At 74.1% G+C, this 17236-nt stretch carries 10 protein-coding genes; 5 read left to right on the forward strand and 5 right to left on the reverse strand.

Annotated features, from left to right (window positions below; translation table 11 throughout):
- Position 1 precedes the first annotated feature (1 nt).
- The 4 genes from B1H55_RS09080 (at position 2) to B1H55_RS09095 (ending at position 8885) form a co-directional block, all read left to right on the forward strand.
- On the forward strand, positions 2-1615 hold the full coding sequence (locus B1H55_RS09080; protein WP_080461693.1) for an ABC transporter permease: 1614 nt from the start codon (positions 2-4) through the stop codon (positions 1613-1615).
- Between the two features lie 14 nt (positions 1616-1629).
- Positions 1630-2784, forward strand: a complete 1155-nt coding sequence (locus B1H55_RS09085; protein ID WP_080461694.1) for an ABC transporter ATP-binding protein — start codon at positions 1630-1632, stop codon at positions 2782-2784.
- 681 nt (positions 2785-3465) lie between these two features.
- Positions 3466-7881: a hypothetical protein gene (locus B1H55_RS09090; protein WP_080461695.1), complete on the forward strand. Its 4416-nt coding sequence runs from the start codon at positions 3466-3468 to the stop codon at positions 7879-7881.
- 140 nt (positions 7882-8021) lie between these two features.
- Positions 8022-8885 carry a glutathione S-transferase family protein gene (locus B1H55_RS09095; RefSeq protein ID WP_077240711.1) on the forward strand — a complete coding sequence of 288 codons (864 nt, stop codon included), beginning with the start codon at positions 8022-8024 and terminating at the stop codon, positions 8883-8885.
- A 140-nt stretch (positions 8886-9025) separates the two neighbouring features.
- Here the strand turns inward: B1H55_RS09095 and B1H55_RS09100 are convergent, their stop codons facing one another.
- From B1H55_RS09100 to B1H55_RS09120, 5 genes are all read right to left on the reverse strand, one after another.
- The gene (locus B1H55_RS09100) at positions 9026-10366 is read right to left on the reverse strand and encodes a DUF4921 family protein (RefSeq protein ID WP_077240710.1); all 1341 of its coding nucleotides are present in this window, start codon (positions 10364-10366) and stop codon (positions 9026-9028) included.
- A gap of 57 nt (positions 10367-10423) precedes the next feature.
- Positions 10424-11107: a GOLPH3/VPS74 family protein gene (locus tag B1H55_RS09105; RefSeq protein WP_073453613.1), complete on the reverse strand. Its 684-nt coding sequence runs from the start codon at positions 11105-11107 to the stop codon at positions 10424-10426.
- Positions 11108-11198: 91 nt separating this feature from the next.
- Positions 11199-11825, reverse strand: a complete 627-nt coding sequence (locus tag B1H55_RS09110) for a GOLPH3/VPS74 family protein (protein ID WP_115736998.1) — start codon at positions 11823-11825, stop codon at positions 11199-11201.
- Between the two features lie 88 nt (positions 11826-11913).
- A complete protein-coding gene (locus tag B1H55_RS09115) occupies positions 11914-12633 on the reverse strand; it encodes a GOLPH3/VPS74 family protein (protein ID WP_077240707.1) in 720 nt (239 codons plus the stop codon).
- 135 nt (positions 12634-12768) lie between these two features.
- Positions 12769-13023: a PIN domain-containing protein gene (locus B1H55_RS09120; protein ID WP_077240706.1), complete on the reverse strand. Its 255-nt coding sequence runs from the start codon at positions 13021-13023 to the stop codon at positions 12769-12771.
- 363 nt (positions 13024-13386) lie between these two features.
- Between B1H55_RS09120 and B1H55_RS09130 the strand changes: the two genes are divergently transcribed.
- Positions 13387-17073, forward strand: coding sequence for a DEAD/DEAH box helicase (locus tag B1H55_RS09130; RefSeq protein WP_080461696.1), 3687 nt, complete (start codon positions 13387-13389; stop codon positions 17071-17073).
- Positions 17074-17236: the final 163 nt, after the last annotated feature.

The following is a 17236-nucleotide window of genomic DNA, read 5'->3' on the forward strand; positions in this document are numbered from 1 at the left end:
GCTGTTCTTCTGGCCGGTCGCCACCCTCATGGGTCGCGGCCTCGCCCCCGACGGCGCCCTCGACCTCACCGGCTTCGCGGAGGTCCTCACGGCCCCGCGCACCTGGCGGATCCTCACCCAGACCCTCACCCAGGCGACCCTGGCCACCGCGATCTGCGTCGTCCTCGGCGTGCCCGGGGCGCTCGTCCTCTACCGGCGCTCCTTCCCGGGCCGCGACCTCCTGCGCGGGATCGTCATCGTGCCCTTCGTGCTGCCCAGCGTCGTCGTCGGCGTCGCCTTCCACGCGCTCGTCACCAAGGGCGGGCCGCTGGGAGGCCTCGGCCTGGATGGGACGCTCACCGCCGTCGTCGCCGCCCTCGTCTTCTTCAACTACGGGCTCGTCGTGCGCACCGTGGGCACCATGTGGTCCCGGCTCGACCCCCGCGCCGTCGAAGCCGCCCGCGCGCTCGGCGCCTCGCCGTGGCGGGCGTGGCGCACCGTCACCCTGCCGAGCCTCGCGCCCGCGATCGCATCGGCCGCCTCGCTCACGTTCCTGTTCTGCGCCACCGCCTACGGGGTCGTGCTGGTCCTGGGCGGAGTGGGGATCGGCACCATCGAGACCGAGATCTACGTCCAGACAGCCCAGTACCTGAACCTGCGCGCGGCCGCCGTCCTGTCCGTGGTCCAGCTCCTCGTCATCGCCGCGGCCCTATGGGTCGCCGAGCGCGCCCGCGCCGCCTCCACCGCGCGCCTCCGCCTGCGCCTCGACGTGCCCGCCACCCCGCTGCGCCGTTCCGACGCCCCCGCGATCGCGCTCACCGCCGCCGCCATCGGGGGGCTCCTGGCCGCCCCCGTGCTGGTGCTCGTGGCCCGCTCCCTGCGCCGGGGCGGGCGATGGACTCTGGCGAACTACACGGACCTGGGCACGCGCGGCCAATCCAACGCCCTGCTCGTCACCGTCTGGGAGGCCGCCGCCACCTCCCTGCGCGTGGCCGTCGTCGCGGCCGTGATCGCGCTCGCGGTGGGCGGTGCGGTGAGCCTCGTCGTCTCGCGCAGTCCCCGCGGCCGCGTCCTCGCCCGCGCCGTCGCGCTCCTCGACGCCGCGTTCATGCTCCCGCTGGGCGTGTCCGCCGTGACGGTCGGCTTCGGCTTCCTCATCACCCTCGCCCCCACGGGCCTGACGGCGTCGTGGTGGGTCCTGCCGCTCGCCCAGGCGGTCGTCGCCGTGCCGCTGGTCGTGCGCACCCTCCTGCCGGCACTGCGCGCCATCGATCCCCGGCAGCGCGAGGCCGCGGCCGCCCTCGGCGCCGGCCCCGGGCGCGCCCTGCTCACCGTCGACGGCCCCCACCTGGCGCGCGCCAGCGGGCTCGCCGCCGGATTCGCGCTGGCCACGAGCCTGGGGGAGTTCGGCGCGACGTCCTTCCTCGCCCGCCCGGCCGAGCCGACCCTCCCCGTGGTGCTCTACCGCCTCATCGGCCGCCCCGGCGCCCAGAACCAGGGGATGGGGCTGGCCGCCGGCGTCGTCCTCGCCGCCGGGACCGCCGCCCTCATGCTGGGGTGCGAGTGGCTGCAGAACCGCTGGGCGCGCGCGGGTAGCGGCTCCGGCGCCCCGCGCGCCGGCGAGGAGGGCTCATGACGGGAGGAGGCCCCATGACGGATGGGCTCAGCATCGACGGGCTGCGGGTGGTCTACCCGGGCGGGCGGGGCACGGGGCCCGTCGTGGCCGTCGACGGCGTCGACCTGGGGATCCGCGCCGGCCGGATCGTCGCCCTCCTGGGGGCCTCGGGCTCCGGCAAGTCCTCGCTGCTGCGCGCCGTGGCGGGCCTGGAGCCCGTCGCGGCCGGCGCCATCCGCTGGGACGGGCGCGACGTCGTCTCCACCCCGGTGCACAGGCGCGGCTTCGGGCTCATGTTCCAGGAGGGCCAGCTCTTCCCCTTCCGGGACGTCGGCGGGAACGTCGGCTACGGGCTGACGGGCCTGAGTCGGGCCCAGCGGGCCCATCGCATCGCCGAGATGCTCGACCTCGTGGGCCTGCCCGACTACGGGTCCCGGCCCATCACCACCCTGTCCGGCGGGCAGGCGCAGCGCGTCGCCCTGGCGCGGGCCCTCGCCCCCCGGCCGCGGCTGCTGCTGCTCGACGAGCCCCTGTCCGCGCTCGACCGGGCCCTGCGCGAGCAGCTCGCCGTCGACCTGCGCGCCATTCTCACCGAGCAGGGCACCACGGCGCTCTACGTCACCCACGACCAGGATGAGGCGATGACCGTCGCGGATGAGGTCGGAGTCATGGAGGCCGGGAGGCTCTCGCGGCTGGCCTCCCCCGAGGCGCTGTGGGCCGATCCGGGCAGCGCGAGCGTCGCGGCCTTCCTCGGCTTCGGCCCGATCCTCACCCGTGAACAGGCCGAGGCCCTGGGCTGGGGGAGTCTCGCCGACGGCGGTCGGCCGGGGGCACGGGGGCCGCGTACCGGTGCGACCGCCGCGGGACTGGCCCTCGCCCCCGGCGCGCTGCGCGTGGTCGGCACGGGGGACAGTGCGGGGGACGGTGCTGCGGTCGGCGCGACGGGGGGAGCCCCGGGGGCCGGCGGCGCCGCTCGGCCCCCGGCCGCGGGCCTGCCGGAGGCCAGTGGGACGGTGCTCGCCCGGCGGGTGCGCCGGGGCAGGGCCGAGGCGGACGTGTCCCTCGATGTCCCTGGAGGGGAGGCCGTCGTCGCCGCCGGGGTGGGCGGGGTCGACGGGCCGGCGAGCGGGATCGGCGCGAGGGTCCGCATGGGACTGGATCCGACCCGAGCCGCTGCCATCGACTTCTGATCGTGTCCTTCGGGCCGGGGTGTCGGCTTGACGCGGGCGAATGCCCGACTGATCACATCCCGGCCCGAAAGGCGCTATTCCCCGATACCCTCGCTGGAAGGGGCCTGATGGCGCGCTGCCGGGCGGGCCCCATCGCTGAGCAGGAGGACGAGTCGCGCAGGAGGGAGGGGCCCATGGGGATCGCGGTGGAGACCTCCCTGACCAGCGGGATGGCGGCTGGGCGTCGTCCGTCGTGCGGCGTCGTCGGCCCCGTCCCGGCCGGGGTGCCGGCTCGGCCCGGGGCGCGGGGCGCTCCTGGTGGGTCGGGGTGCCGCATGAGGCTTCCCGCCCCACGGCATTCCCTGCGACGCGGATCACAGATCGGGCATCGAGGCCGGTCATCTGTGATCGAAACGCAACCGGAGTATCCTCTGCCCCATCCGTCACGGGAGTATCACGAAGAGCTTCTGATCGGCGCCCCCGCGCCCGGTCTTTCGGCGTATCGTCAGATGCCCGAGGGCCCTCCGATCCTCTCGTCTCGGCCCGGGCGTCCCGGCAGGTTCCTGTCCTCTCCGGCCTCCTGGGCGTCCCGGGTGTCTCTCGCGCCGCCCCCGGCGCCGGGATAACGGGGCACGGATCCCCACCCGCCATGACCTCCCGTCGGCTTCCTGAGCCGCCCTGACCGCCATCGGAAGGACCATCATGACAACCCGCGAGGACATCACCGCCAGGCTCGCCCATACGGCCGGCCTGGAGCACACGCCGGCTGTGTCAGCGCTGACGGCCGAGGCCGTCACCTGGGCCGATGCCCTTGGCGCCGAGGTCCTCCAGGTCTCCTCCCGGGTCGCCCTCACCCGCGAGTACTTCCTGGGCAACGAGCAGTGGCGGGCACTGGACCCGCTCAACTGGAGCCTCGCCCGGTTCTCCCAGCGGCCCGAGCTGTTCAGCTCCGAGGCGCTTCGCACCCTGACCTGGGACTGCACGTGGGCGGTGGCGGTCGCCGCGAGCAATCCCGCGGTATCGGTGGAGCAGCTGCGGGTCCTCACGCGCAAGGTCGAGGCCTTCCACTCCTCCCAGGGCGGCGCGATGCGGGGCATCTACGGGCAGCGCTCGAAGGTCGCCTCCCTTCTGGGCCGCGAGGATGAGGCGGCCGAGGCCCTCGCGCAGTGGCGGCGGGCCGAGCCCGAGGAGGACCCGGCCCGCGACGTCTACCAGCCCCTCCTCGAAATCGATTGGGCCACTCGCAACGAGACCTGGGACCTCGCGGTCTCCACCGCCGCCCCGATCCTCAGGGGGGATGTGGGGGTCGGGCCGATGCGCGAGACCGTCCGCGCCGCGTCCCTCCTCGCCCTCCTCGCCTCGGGGCGTCCGGCGGCGGCCTGGAACGCCCACCTGCACGCCTACCGGGCCCAGGAGTCCAGCCCCGGCAGCCTGCGCTCCATCGCCCTGCACTGGCAGTACCTCGCCCTGTCCGGCAAGCCCGACCGGGCGCTCACCCTCCTGCGCCGCCACCTCGGCTGGCTGCCGACGGCCGAGTCCGGCGAGGTCCTCCTGGCCGCCCTGCGCGGCGCGGCCCTTGTGCTTCGCGAGGCCGAGGCCGCGGGGTGGGGCAACGAGATCCTCGGCGCGGACGCCCCCGTCCAGGCCACCTGGTGCCCCGATCCGGGTATCCCGGCGGTCGTGAGGATCTCCCAGGCGCGCGTCGACATGGAGGCCTGGGCCCGCCGCCTGGCCGGGCTCTACGACCGCCGCAACGGCAACCGCACCGTCTCCGAGCAGCTCGATCGCGACCTTGCCCGTCCTGTCATCGGCGACGGCGGGATCGTCCTGCCCCCGGCCGACTCCGAGGATCCCGTCACGGAGCCCCTCGATGAGGATCAGCCCCAGAGCGCCCACGTCTCGCGCCTCGCCGGCCTGATCGACCCCGACGATCAGCGCAGTCGTCGTGAGAACGATGCCTGGACCGCCACCTTCGTCAGCCAGGCCGGCCAGTCCGCCCTCGATGCCGGCTCGCTCAGGGGAGAGGCGCGGGCCGCTGCGATGTCCCCCGCCACCCCCGCCGGCGGGCAGGCGAGCATCGGCGTGAAGGATGCTGCGGGCACTGCCGGGAGCGCGGGCGCCGCCGGTTCCGCGGGCTCGGCCGACGCGCTCTCCGCCGCCTCCCCCCAGGCGTCCTCGTCCGCGCCGTCGGCCGTCCCCGCCCAGATGACCCGGGCAGTGCCGCCGCACCAGCCGGGCCAGGAGAGCATCGCGGGGCCCACGGACATCACGCCGGCGACCCCCGCCCGGGGCCAGGCCCGCGTCCCCGCCGGCGCGCCGGGCGGCCGCAGTGGCGTCCTCATGCCCGATTCCGTTCCCACCGCGCCCAGCAGCGGCGATGGCCGTCCCCCCTCGACGATCGCCCACGAGTTGGTCGAGGACGTTCCGACGGCGCCCCACCAGAGCGTGGCGGCCTCGGCGAGCCCCGCCGCCCCCGCCGGTCCCGCGGCGATCTCACCCGAGGTGGCGCGGCCGGACGCCGCCGCTGCGGTCCCGGCCTCCACCGGCCCGGTCCGGCGCTCGATCGTGCAGCGGGTCGCCAATGAGTTCTCCACCGAGGAGATCACCCCCGTCGATGGAGTCGCCGATCAGGCCGGCGCCCCGTCCCACCCGGTGGCCGCGCCCGCGGCCTACGGGTACGTGGCCTCGCCGTCCCCGGTCTCCTCGAAGAAGGCCACTGTCCCCACCTGGGTCAGGGTGGCGCGTGCGGCCGAGGCCACCCAGGCCGCCCGTTCGGCCCAGTCCGCTCAATCCGTGCAGACCGCTCCCGCGACGAGCGAGGCCCCCGCGCCCCCACCGCCCCCGGGGCCCGTCCCGCCCCCGCCGCCCCTGGTCTCCCCGGCGCCCGTCCCCTCCCTGGCCGCCCCCGCCATCATGGCCGAGGCCGCCGACTTCACCGACTTGAGAACCCCGAGCACCCCGCCCGACGCCACGAGCCCCGAGGTGCTGGCCGTCGACAGCGCCGGGACCCCGGAGGTGCCCAGGACCTCTTCGGCGCCCGTGGTCCGGTCGGCCCCGGCCGCCGTCTCGGCCCCGGCCGTCCCCGCCCCGGGCGCGCGCTCCGCGCACAGCCCCGCTCCCGCACCGCCCGCCCCGGTGGCGTCGTCGGGCCCCTCGGCCCCCTTGACCACCGCCTCCCCCGCTCTGCCCGCGGACACGCTGGTGACTGGGCCGATCCTGGCGCCCGCCCCCGGCGCGGGCAGTGCCGGCAGCGCGCCCCATGCGCCGAGCGCCCCCGGCTCCCCGGAGGCCGCCGGCGCCCGGAGCGCCCCGTCGGCGCCGCTCGTGCCCGCCACTCCGCCCGGCGCGGGAACCCGCTGCAAACCCGAGCCGATCATGGAGGACACCTCCGCCCCCGACCTCGAGGGCCCCTACCCCGAGCTCGAGATCAAACCCGTCATGCCCGTCTACGGCCCCAAGGACGCCGTCCTGCGCTACTCGCGCTCGCTGGCCAGGCTCGGCGCCGACCTGGACGGCTTCGTCGTCGCCGATCGCGTGGCCGCCGGCGGGGTCCTGGAGGCCGATTGGCCCGGCCCGGCCAACCTTCAGATCGAGACCGCCTTCCTTCGCGCCGACGCCAAGCGGCTCCTGCGCGATCACCAGGGCGCCATCCGTGAGCGCCACCGGATGCGCTCCTCCATCGGGGCCCGCGACGGCGAGCTCGGCTTCCTGCGCTTGGACATCCTGAGTCTGCGCGATGAGCTCGAGGCCGACACCGCCGACGCCCCCGAGGGGGAGGGGCTCGACGCCGTCCGCGCCGCCGCCCTGGCCGAGCGCGCCCACCACTACCTGGAGGCCCTGTGGGGGCTCGTCCAGGACTCCCTGGAGCGCCTCGGCGCCATGGAGCGGGCGGGCAGGCGCGACAGCGCCGTCCAGGGCACCGAGTACCGCCGCCTCGTCCAGATGGGCAATACCGCCGCTGACCTCGCCCAGGTCCTCTCGACACTGTCCGACCCCGATGGCGCCGATGCCGCCATCGCGCTCTTCGAGTGGATCCTGGATGCCGTCCCGGAGGGATTCCATGGCGACCACCCCGCAGACGACCTCGACCTCATGCGGGCCCGGCGCCTCAACGAGGCCGGTTTCCCGCACCGCGCCAGCGGCCTGGCCGACGATGTCCTGCGCCGTCACGACCGCACCCCCGTGCTCGCCGCCGTGACGGCCCGCACGATCCTGGCCGAGAGCACCGCGGCCGACCACGCCACCAGCGCCTCGCTGGAGCAGCGGCGCCAGGCAGCCGACGCGCTCGCCGCCCTCAAGGCCCCCGTGAGCGGCCCACTGGCCACGGTCTCACTGGGCCGTGCCCTGGCCCAGGACGGTCGTCCGAGCGAGGCCGCCGAGGCCTTCTCCACGGCGCTGTCCGAGTTGGACTCCGTCGACGCCCCCGGCGTCGAGCTCTACGTCCGGGGCCTGCTCGCCTCGGCGCAGTCCGATATGGGGGAGAATCGCGGCGCTGTCGACAACGCCACCGCCGTGGCCCGGATCCTCGTGCGCGACGGCCGCGTGGACAAGGCCGTCGAGCAGTTGTCCACCGCGGCGGCGGCCGCCGCCGACCTCGGCGACAACGTCACCGCGGCCGACCTGCACCGCCAGATCGCCGACCTCCACGGCACCGGCACGGAGGACGGCAAGCGCCGCCGCTCCCGCTCCCTGCGCGATGCCGCCCGCGCTGTCGTCGACGCGCCCAGCCGGGATGAGGCCGTCGAGCACCTCGATGAGGCGCGGGCCCTGATGGAGGAGTCGCGCGAATTGCTCGTGGAGGCCTTCTCCGGGAAGGACCGGGCCTGGGAGCGCGGCGCTTGGCATGACGCCTACGCCTTCATCCTGGCGCGCGCCGGCCATGACTCGGAGGCCGTCCCGTACTGCGAGGCCGCCGTCGAGGGGTTCATGGCCAAGGACGACCGCCGTGCCGCAGCGGAGTCGCTGACCCGGATGGTCCGCTCGCTCATCGCGCTCGACGAGCGGACGGATGCGCGCGCCGCCTGCGATCGCATCCGCGAGCTGCTCGCCGATCCGGCGTGGGAGGGCGACGACGCGCTGGCCTTCGTCGACGAGGTGGCCCCGACCCTGGCCCAGTGACGCGGCGGATCGTGGGCAGGGCCACCGATGAGCGACGCAAACACCGCGCGGACCGCATGACAGCGCTCGCGAACTGGGGGACCATGTCCCTGTGGGGGTGACGCCGCCCTCCGCCGCGCACCGAGCACAGGGAGTCCTCAATGGCCATCGCCACCTCGCACCGATTCTCCGCCGACGATCTGCCTGTCGAGGCGGGCCGCTACCGGCTCGTCGCCTCACCGTCATGCCCCTGGTCGCGCAGGGTTCTCATCGCCCGGCGCGTGCTGGGGCTGACTGAGGCCATTCCGCTGTCCATGTGCTACGGCCGGGGCGAGGACGGCTTCTGGGAGCTCACCGGACCCGACGGCGAGCCCGGCACCGATGCCGTCCTGGGCGCCCGCTCCCTGGCCGAGGTCTACGCGACCACCCCCGGCTACACCCCGCCCCCCACCGTCCCGGCCCTCGTGGACACCACCACCGGGCAGGTCGTGTCCGACGACTCCGGCACGCTCCTGTTCGACCTCGCCACAGCCTGGTGGGACCTGCACCGCGAGGGGGCCCCGGACCTCTACCCCTTGAACCGCCGCAACTCCACTGACGCCTGGGACGAGTGGATCGGCGAGCACATCAACCGCGGCCATGCCGTCGCCACCCACTCCGAGGACGAGGCCGAGGCGGCCGTGGCCGCGCAGGGCGTGCTCGTGGCCTTCGACGTCGTCGACACGATGCTCGCGCGCGCCACCCGCATGCACCCCTCCCGCGAGGGCGGCATGACGCTGGTGGACCTGCCGCCCCTGTCCTCACTCGTGTCCATCGGCCAGTTCCTGTGCGGCACCGAGCCCACCGGCTCCGACATCCGCCTGTTCACCACCGTTCAGGCCTACGAGTACGGCGGGCGCCAGTCCTACCCCGGCGGCGAGGCGCCCCAGATCAGCTTCTGGCCGGCCCTGTCGCGCTGGTTCCGCGCCCTGGAGCAGCGCCCCGGCTGGGTCAGTTCCGACGAGCGCGGCGCCCTGGGGCTGTAGGGCGAGGGACGGCAGCTGCCCGGCCGCAGCGCTCCCCTCCGGCTCGTCGCGGAACCGCCGACCTCCGCGAAGGCTGCCTCGTCCGCCACGAACCCGATGCGGTTCGCCGGGTCGTCCCAGCGCTCCTCCGCACCCATCACTCATCTGCTCAGGACGGGGTTGTACAGGAGGCGGTTGGGGGCGGTCGGGCACTCGTCGCCCACCGCCATGGGCGCGATGAGGCGGTCCGCCCGCAGGTCCTCCAGGCGCGCCACTACGCGCTCGCGCAGGCTCCACGGGTCGATCGTGTTGAGGTAGATCTTCGTGCCGCCCTCGAAGCCCGCCAGGGTGGAGACCCGCCACTTCAGCGTCACATGCCACGGCATGGGCTGGTCGACGTCGATCGGCTTGTGGTGCCACTCCTCATTGCTCGGCACATCCGCGCCCGTAGCGGCGTGCAGGGCGTGCAGGAGGTCGGCGACGGCATCGACCTCCTCCCGGCTCATCCGCCACGGCTCGCATATCGCCGACGTCGAGTACACCTCCAGCGTGGGGTAGCGGTGCCCGAAGCCCGCGAACGCCACCGCGTGCTCATTCGACGCCACGAGGAGCCCCTGGTAGGCGGCGTAGTCCACGCCCATCTCGTTGTACAGGTTCGGGTTGGCCCGCACCTTCTCCAGCTCCAGCTGGGCGGAGACCCCGCGCTCATCGATGGCCACGAGCTGCTTGTGCAAGTGGTCGAAGGAGGCCCCGGCCGGCCGCAGCCAGTTCTGGAAGACCGCCACGTAGCGCACCCACCGGTTCGCCTCGTACAGGTCGTGCGTCGCCGCCACCGCGAGGCGGATGTAGGCGCGGTGCTCGGCCACGCTGAGCGTTCCCGAGCCCGCCAGCCCGGCGGAGTCCGTGGCGTCGTCGGTGAAGTGCCGGCGTCCCACGATGACGTCGTGCCCACCGGCGAAGAAGGAGGCCAGGTAGGCGCGGCGCTCCGCGGGCCCCCAGGCCCCCCAGGCCGCCGGGTCCGCCCCGGAGGCGCGCAGCTTGGCCCGGGCGATGGACGCCGCGTGCTCGGCGCCCACCGGATCGGCGAGATAGGCCTCCATGCGCTCGCGGGCGGCGTCGGGGATCTCGAAGCCGTGGTTGGCGCGCCAGTAGTCGAAGGAGACGATCTCGAAGAGGTTGGGAATGCGTCGGAACTCCGCCGTCGTCGCGGTCAGCTCGGAGGCGGGGACGCCGTCGATCCGCTCGAAGCCCCCGCCCGCCCCGACGACGACGCGCGACTTCTCCGGCGGTGTCTCCAGGTAGCGCCCGGAGCAGAAGGCGCAGGCGCGCTCGCGCTCCCCGGGCGCCAGCGGGTGGCGCTCGGCGACGGGATGGGCGATGGGTCGGTTGCCGCGCCCGGGAACGGTCCACACCTCCGTGCCGGTGAAAGGGCTGATCTGCTTGACGGTCCCGTCGGCCAAGCGGGTGAGCGGCTCGGCGGCGGGGGAGTACGGCATGAGCATGCCCCCATTCTGGCCCGTCCGTCCGTCCCCGGAGTGGGAACGAGGAGGAGAGACGGCCTACCCCGCGGCGGCGGCTCCTGCGGCTCCGGCGGCGGCGGAGGATGAGGCGACGGCCGCGATCACCGCGGCGCTCGCCGCATCGACGGCGGCCCTGGCAGCGGTGCTGGCGGGGTCGCCCTCCGAGAGGATCTTGATCCGGCGCTTCACCTCGCGCGCGCTCAGCCCGATGCGCTCCTTGGGCAGGGCGACGCGCGTCGCGTTCATCGCCTGCAGGACGCCGAGGAGCACGCCGTCGTCCTCCTCCGCAGGAGCCTCGCCCCTGACGACGGCCTCGAGATGGGCGCGCAGCGCGGCCTCCGGGGCGGGGTCGAGCGTGGGATAGCGGGTGAACCAGTTGAAGAGCCCTCCCTTGGTCTCACCGAGGATCCCTGCGCTCTTCAGCGAGTCGGCGGCGAGCTCCAGTGCCCGCAGGCCGCCCCACTGCGCGATGGTGCCGATGCGCCTGCCGTCCTTCGGGGCCAGCGCGATGAGAGCGGCGTCGAGGACGGGGTGGCCCGTGAGGGAGGCATCGACGATGTGGACGGTCTTTTTCTTGTCCTCACTGATGCGGATCCGGCCGGCCTGAACGAGGTCGACGAGCAGCGCCGCGCGCAGCGCCACAGGCGCCATCGAACTGGCACGGGCCTCCCGGGAGCCGGAGTCCGTGAGCAGGAGGAGGAGCAGCTTCTCGGCGATCAACATGCTTCGAGTGTAGGCACGGGCCATGGGCCGCTTCTCATCCCCGGGAACGAGATCGGCGTCGTCGCGCGGGTGGATCGGCGGCTCCGGATGCTCAGCGGTCGTCGTCGACCGTGGCCACGATGATCGTCAGGGCCGCGAGGGTGTCCGTCATGGTGCGCAGGGGCTCGCCCAGGGCGTTCGTGTCGGTGATCTCCTTGACCCGCTGATAGAGGCCGCTCCAGCCCAGGCCGGTGCGCTCACCGGGCAGCACCACCCGGCCCAGGCCCAGGCCCTTGAGGATCGACAGCAGCACCTGATCCGCCGCGGTGGCGGGGCACTCGCCCTTGAGGACCGCGATGAGGCGGTCCACGATCCCGGCGCCCCGCTCCGGGGCGGGGCCGCCCTCGGGAGCGCTGTCGGATCCGGCGGCCTCGGCGGCTGCATGCGCGGCGATGGTGTCCTTCAAGGAGCACTCCCCGCGCCCGATCGCATGGGAGATCCGAATGCTCTCATCGGTGGGAAGGTGGGAGAGGGCGTCGTCGAGGACGGGGTTGTTGGTCGGGGCGTCGTCGATGACGCGTATCAGGGGATCCCGACCCGGGGTGAGGTCGAGTCTGCCAGCGAGGAGGAGGTCGGCGAGCACTGCGCCGCGCAGCCCGTAGATACCGCGCTGAGCCCAGTCCCCACTGCCTCCGCTGTTCCCGCTCAGGATCAGGAACAGCTGTTCAGAGATCAGCATGCCCACACGGTATGACGAATTCGCCGGGGTTCCCTCATCCTCCCGGCGGAATCTCAGGGTGCGTACGCGCCGCGCCCTGCGTGCGCACTCAACTCGCGCCGGCGACCGCCCCCCGGGTGCGGGCGCTGATGACGGCGACGGCGCTGCTGATCGAGGCGATCGCCTCCCTGATCGCCCCGGTGACCGGGGCCTGCTCCGCGATCTCCTTGATGCGCTGCCGGAGGGCGGAGCGGCGCAGGCCCGTGCGCTCCGCCCTCAGAATCCGCGAGGCCACGCCGGTGGACTGAAGGAGCGCGAGGAGCGCGCTGTCCGCCGCGTCCGGGGCACGGGTCCCCGCGATCTCGCTGTAGAGGCGCTCCCGCAGCTCGGCCTCCGGGCGGGGGTCGCGGGTGGGGAAGGCGGGGACGGCCGACGGCGCAGCGCTCACTCCGGCCGGGGCCGTGGAGTCAGCGGCGCCGGGCGCGGTGGCGGTGGCCTCGGCCAGGACGCCCGCCTTGACGAGGGATGCCCCGGCGGCGTCGTGGGCGCGCAGGTCGTCCCAGGTGACGGCGGAGGCGATGCGCTTGCCGTTCTTGGCCGACAGGGCGGCCAGGGCGTCGTCGAGCACGGGATGGCCCGTGGGTGTGGTGTCGACGATGCGCATCCGGGGGCGGCGCGCGGTGCGGGCGGTATCGGCCTCGATCCGGCCGGCCAGCATGAGATCGGATAGGAGGGCCCCGCGCAGCATGAGGTCGTTGTCACTCGACCAGCCCTCGGGCCTCCCCGAGTCCTCGGTGAGCAGTAGGAGCAGTGACTCGACGATCAGCACGGCCCCAGGCTAGGGGCGCGCCATCGCGGCGTGCCTCGGCCGATCAGCCGATCCGTCCTCCTACCAGCGGACGACACCGGGCGACGAGGGCGGGCGCGCCCGCCGGATGGCCGCGAATCCCGGGCGCACATGGTCCTACCGGATCGGGATCAGCTCGACGGCGTCGCGGTCCTGGGGCGTGAGGGCGGAGAGCACATCGCGTGCGAGCAACTCGAATCCAGTAACACTCGGATTGAGGAGGAGAAGCACGTAGGCCGATTGGGTGATCGAGCAGGTCGCCCAGCGCTCGACGCCGTCGAACCAGGTGGATACTGCCTCGTGGTGGGTGTGGTTCGTCAGGGACAGCGCGTTGACGTCGAGAAGACGAACCAGGTGCCTACTGGTCGTCATCTCTGTAACGCTCGATCATCTCGGGGGTCACTGCATGGGCGGTTGCCCCGGGAGGCGGGGAGAATACAGGCACACCCCGCTTGCTGAGGCGACGCGTGCCGCCCTTGAGCCCCTGGAGGGCGAGGTCTGAGATGGCGCGTCCTACGGAGATGCCTTCGTGGCGAGCGCGCTCGCGGGCCAGGTCGAGGACCTGGTCGTCAATCTCAAGCGTGGTTCGCACGGAGACATCATCGCATCATGGCATCGTCCTGTCACTGGTGATGATGGCATCGGGATGGTCGCCGGCAGTCAGGCCAGGACGAGCTCGACGGCGTGTGCCGCGGCCTGCGGGCGCTGCCGTCCACCAGGCCGTAGGCTGCCGCCGTGGCCCGCGAGATCACCGAGGATGACTGGCCGGCCCGTGTCACCGATGAGGCGATCATCGCCCGGGTGGGCGGGCAGGCCTTCATGCGCGGCAGCCGCTACGCCCAGGAGGGCCGCGTGCGCGCAGTCTCCGCCTCCGCCGGTGGGGACATCATCATGGCCCAGGTGCGCGGCTCGGGCGGGCGCGCCTACCAGACCATGCTCCACGCGCGCGGCAGCGCTGGCACCGCCGACCCCACTGCCTCCCCGCGCTGGGCGGGCAACTGCTCCTGCCCCGTGCGCCAGGACTGCAAGCACACGGCCGCCGTCGTCCTCGTGGCCCGCGAACTGGCGCTCGGCCCACAGGACGACGGTCCGGCGGACTGGGAGGCCGAGCTCACCCGCCTCCTGCGCGTCAAGCGCGCGCCCCGGCGAGGAATGGCGCTCGAGGTCGCCGTCGGCCGGGCACCGGGCGGCTATTACCGCACCGAGTTGAGCCTCCTGCCGCTCATCGAGGGCCGCAACGGCTGGAACCGCAAGGGCGCCGCCTGGGCTCAGCTCCTCGGCGGCGCCCTGGACGGGGAAGTGGATCCGGCGATCCTCGAGCCCCTCCAGGAGATCGGGCGCATGTCCCGGGAGGGCTTCTACTACACGGATGACCGCCTCGGGCTCCACGGCGTCACGGCCCGCTTCTGGCCGGCCCTGCGTCGCGCCGTCGACGCCGGCCTGTCCCTGACCACCGCCCAGCGCGGGGGCATGCCGGTCTCCATCGCCACGGGCCTGCGCGCCGGAGTGGACATCCGCATGGAGGACGACGGCGCAGCGGTCATCGCCCCGGCCCTCGACCTGACCGGGGTCGAGGGCCTCATGCAGTGGCCGCCCACGGCCGGCCCCGCCGCGGGCGAGCACCTCGAGCCGCTCGGAAGCCCGGTCCACGGCTTCGCCTGGACCAACCCGGACTCCTCCCTCGTTCTCATGCCGCTGGAGCCCGCGCCGGGCGAGGTCCTCTCCCGCATCCTGGCCGACCCCACTCAGCGGATCGTCATCCCGGCCCCGGATGTGGGGCGCTTCGAGGCCGAGTACCTGGCCTCCCTCCGCCGGGCCGTGCCGATCCTCGCGGTCGACGCCGGCGTCCACGTCCCCGATCCCGCCATCCTGCGCCCCGTCCTGAGGGTGAGCATCGACGGCGCCACCCACGCCGCCACCACGCAGTGGCTCATGCGCTACCTCGGGGCGGGCGGCGAGGTGCTGCGCGAGGAGGCCATCGGCGAGCTCGGAGCCCTCCTCGACGACGCGCCGCCGGCGGCCGGGCCGGACGCCACCGGGCCCGGCACGGGGGAGGAGGCCCCGCCCCGGGCCGCCCGCGACCTGCCCGGTGAGCAGAGGGCTGCCCGCGAGATCATCACCGCCCTCATCCCGCTGGCCCACGAGCACGGCGTGTCCTGGGGACGACAGGAGTTCAACGGCATCGCCACCGCCCGGTTCATCATCCGCACCGTGCCCGTGCTGCGCGCCCTCGATCTGTTCGACGTCGAGCTCGCCGGGGACGTCCCCGACTACCGCGAGGTCGACGACGCGCCCCTCATCACCACCGATGTCACCGAGGACGACGGCGACGACCCCGACTGGTTCTCCCTGCGCGTGCGGGTGCGCGTGGGCGGGGAGGACGTGCCCATCGAGCGGCTCATCTCCGCCGTCGCCGCCGGGGCCACCGAGGTCATGATCGACTCCGGCGCCATCATCAGCATCGACCGCCCCGAGATCCACCGCCTCGCCGCGCTCATGGAGGAGGGCCGCGACCTCGCCGACCCCCACGCGCGCGGCACCATGCGCGTCTCCCCCTACCAGGCCGGCTACTACGAGCAGCTCGTCGGGCTGGGCATCCCCGGCCGGGCCGCCCAGCGGTGGCGCGACGGCGTCGCCCGGCTCCTGGCCGTCACCGCGGCCGCCAACGGGGAGGAGCCCGGCGGCGGGGGCGAGGCGCCCGGCGGTGCCACCGACGGTGGGGAGGCCGGTGTCGCGACTGATGGCGAGGGCTCCGTCGATCCGGCCGCGAATGGGAGCGGTCTCGTGGGGGCCCCGCCACCGGCCGGGCTGCGGGCCGAGCTGCGGCCCTATCAGCTCGACGGCTACCGCTGGCTCAACCTCCTGCGCGCCGTCGGCCTGGGAGGGATCCTCGCCGACGACATGGGACTGGGCAAGACGGTGCAGGTGCTCGCCGTCGTCCAGAGGCTCGTGGAGGAGCGGCGGGCGGCGATGGAGGTCGCCGCGGCGCCGGAGGCCCGGGCTCCTGAGACGGCCGAGAACCCCGCAGCGCCCGCGGGGCCGGTGCTCGTCGTCGCCCCCACGAGCGTGGTGAGCGCCTGGATGGAGCAGGCCCGGCGCTTCTGCCCCGAGCTGCGCGTGCGCGCCCTCACCCGCACCTCCGCCAAGCGCGGCACCACCGTCGCCGAGGAGGCCGCGGACGCTGACCTGCTGGTGACGAGCTACACGATGGTGCGCCTGGGGGAGGAGGAGTTCGCCGCCACGGACTTCGCCTGGGTGGTCTGCGACGAGGCCCAGTTCGTCAAGAACCACGCCTCGGCCACCTACAAGGCGGTGCGGCGCCTGCGCGCGCCCTCCACGGTGGCGATCACGGGCACCCCCATGGAGAACTCCCTGGCGGACCTGTGGTCGCTGCTGTCCATCAGCGCGCCCGGTCTGCTTCCCTCGCCCGACCGCTTCACCGCCGAGTTCCGCCGCCCCATCGAGCGGGGCTCGGCCTCCAAGCTCGCCGGCCTGCGCGCCCGCATCCGTCCCTTCATGCTGCGGCGCACCAAGGAGCAGGTGGCCGCGGACCTGCCGTCCAAGACCGAGCAGGTCATCGACGTCGAACTGCCCGCGGCGCACCGGCGCGCTTATGAGCAGCGCCTGGCGCGCGAGCGGCAGAAGGTGCTCGGCCTGCTGGAGGACGACACCGCCCAGTCCCGCTTCACCGCGCTCAAATCCCTCACCACGCTGCGCCTCATGGCCCTCGACCCCGCTCTCTTGGAGGATCGGGCGGGCCAGGAGGGCCAGCAGGCGCGGGAGGGTGCCGACGGCGGGAGGGCCGGCGCCGACGGCGCGCACGAGGGGAGGGGCAGCGGCAGGCGCACTGGCCGCCGGGCGCGCTCGGCGAAGGTCGAAGCGCTGCTGGAGCAGCTGGGACCGGTGGTCGCCGAGGGCCACCAGGCGCTCGTCTTCAGCCAGTTCACCCGCTACTTGGGCATGGTGCGCAGCGAGCTGGAGGCCTCCGGGATCACCACGGCGTACCTGGACGGATCGACGTCGGACCGGGCGGGGGTGATCGAGTCCTTCCGCTCCGGTGAGAACCAGGTCTTCCTCATCTCCCTCAAGGCCGGTGGCTTCGGGCTCACACTCACGGAGGCCGACTACGTGTTCCTGCTGGATCCGTGGTGGAACCCGCAGGCCGAGGAGCAGGCGGTCGACCGCGCGCACCGCATCGGGCAGGACAAGCCCGTCATGGTCTACCGGCTGGTCTCCACGGGCACTATCGAGGAGAAGGTCATGGCCCTCAAGGCCAAGAAGGCCGAGCTCTTCGAACGGGTGGTCGAGGGGGCCGATGCCGCCGGGGGGACGGGGCCCGCGGACGCCACCGGAGCGGGGGCGCCTGGAGGGGCGCAGGCCCGGCTCACCGCCGCAGAGATCCGCGACCTCATCGACCACTGAAGGGCCGGGAAGGCGGGCGGGGCCGACGGGCAGGAGCGCCGTCGGCGTGGGGGCGCCCCATGTCCGTGGGACCGGGAACCACAGGTGGCGAGGCGCCCGGGCGCGGTCCGACTCTGTGGAGGCGCGCGCCCGGAGGGCCCTCGATGGGCTCACTCTCGGAGAG

Origin of the sequence: Actinomyces denticolens (assembly GCF_002072185.1) — a bacterium.
GTDB lineage: Bacteria > Actinomycetota > Actinomycetes > Actinomycetales > Actinomycetaceae > Actinomyces > Actinomyces denticolens.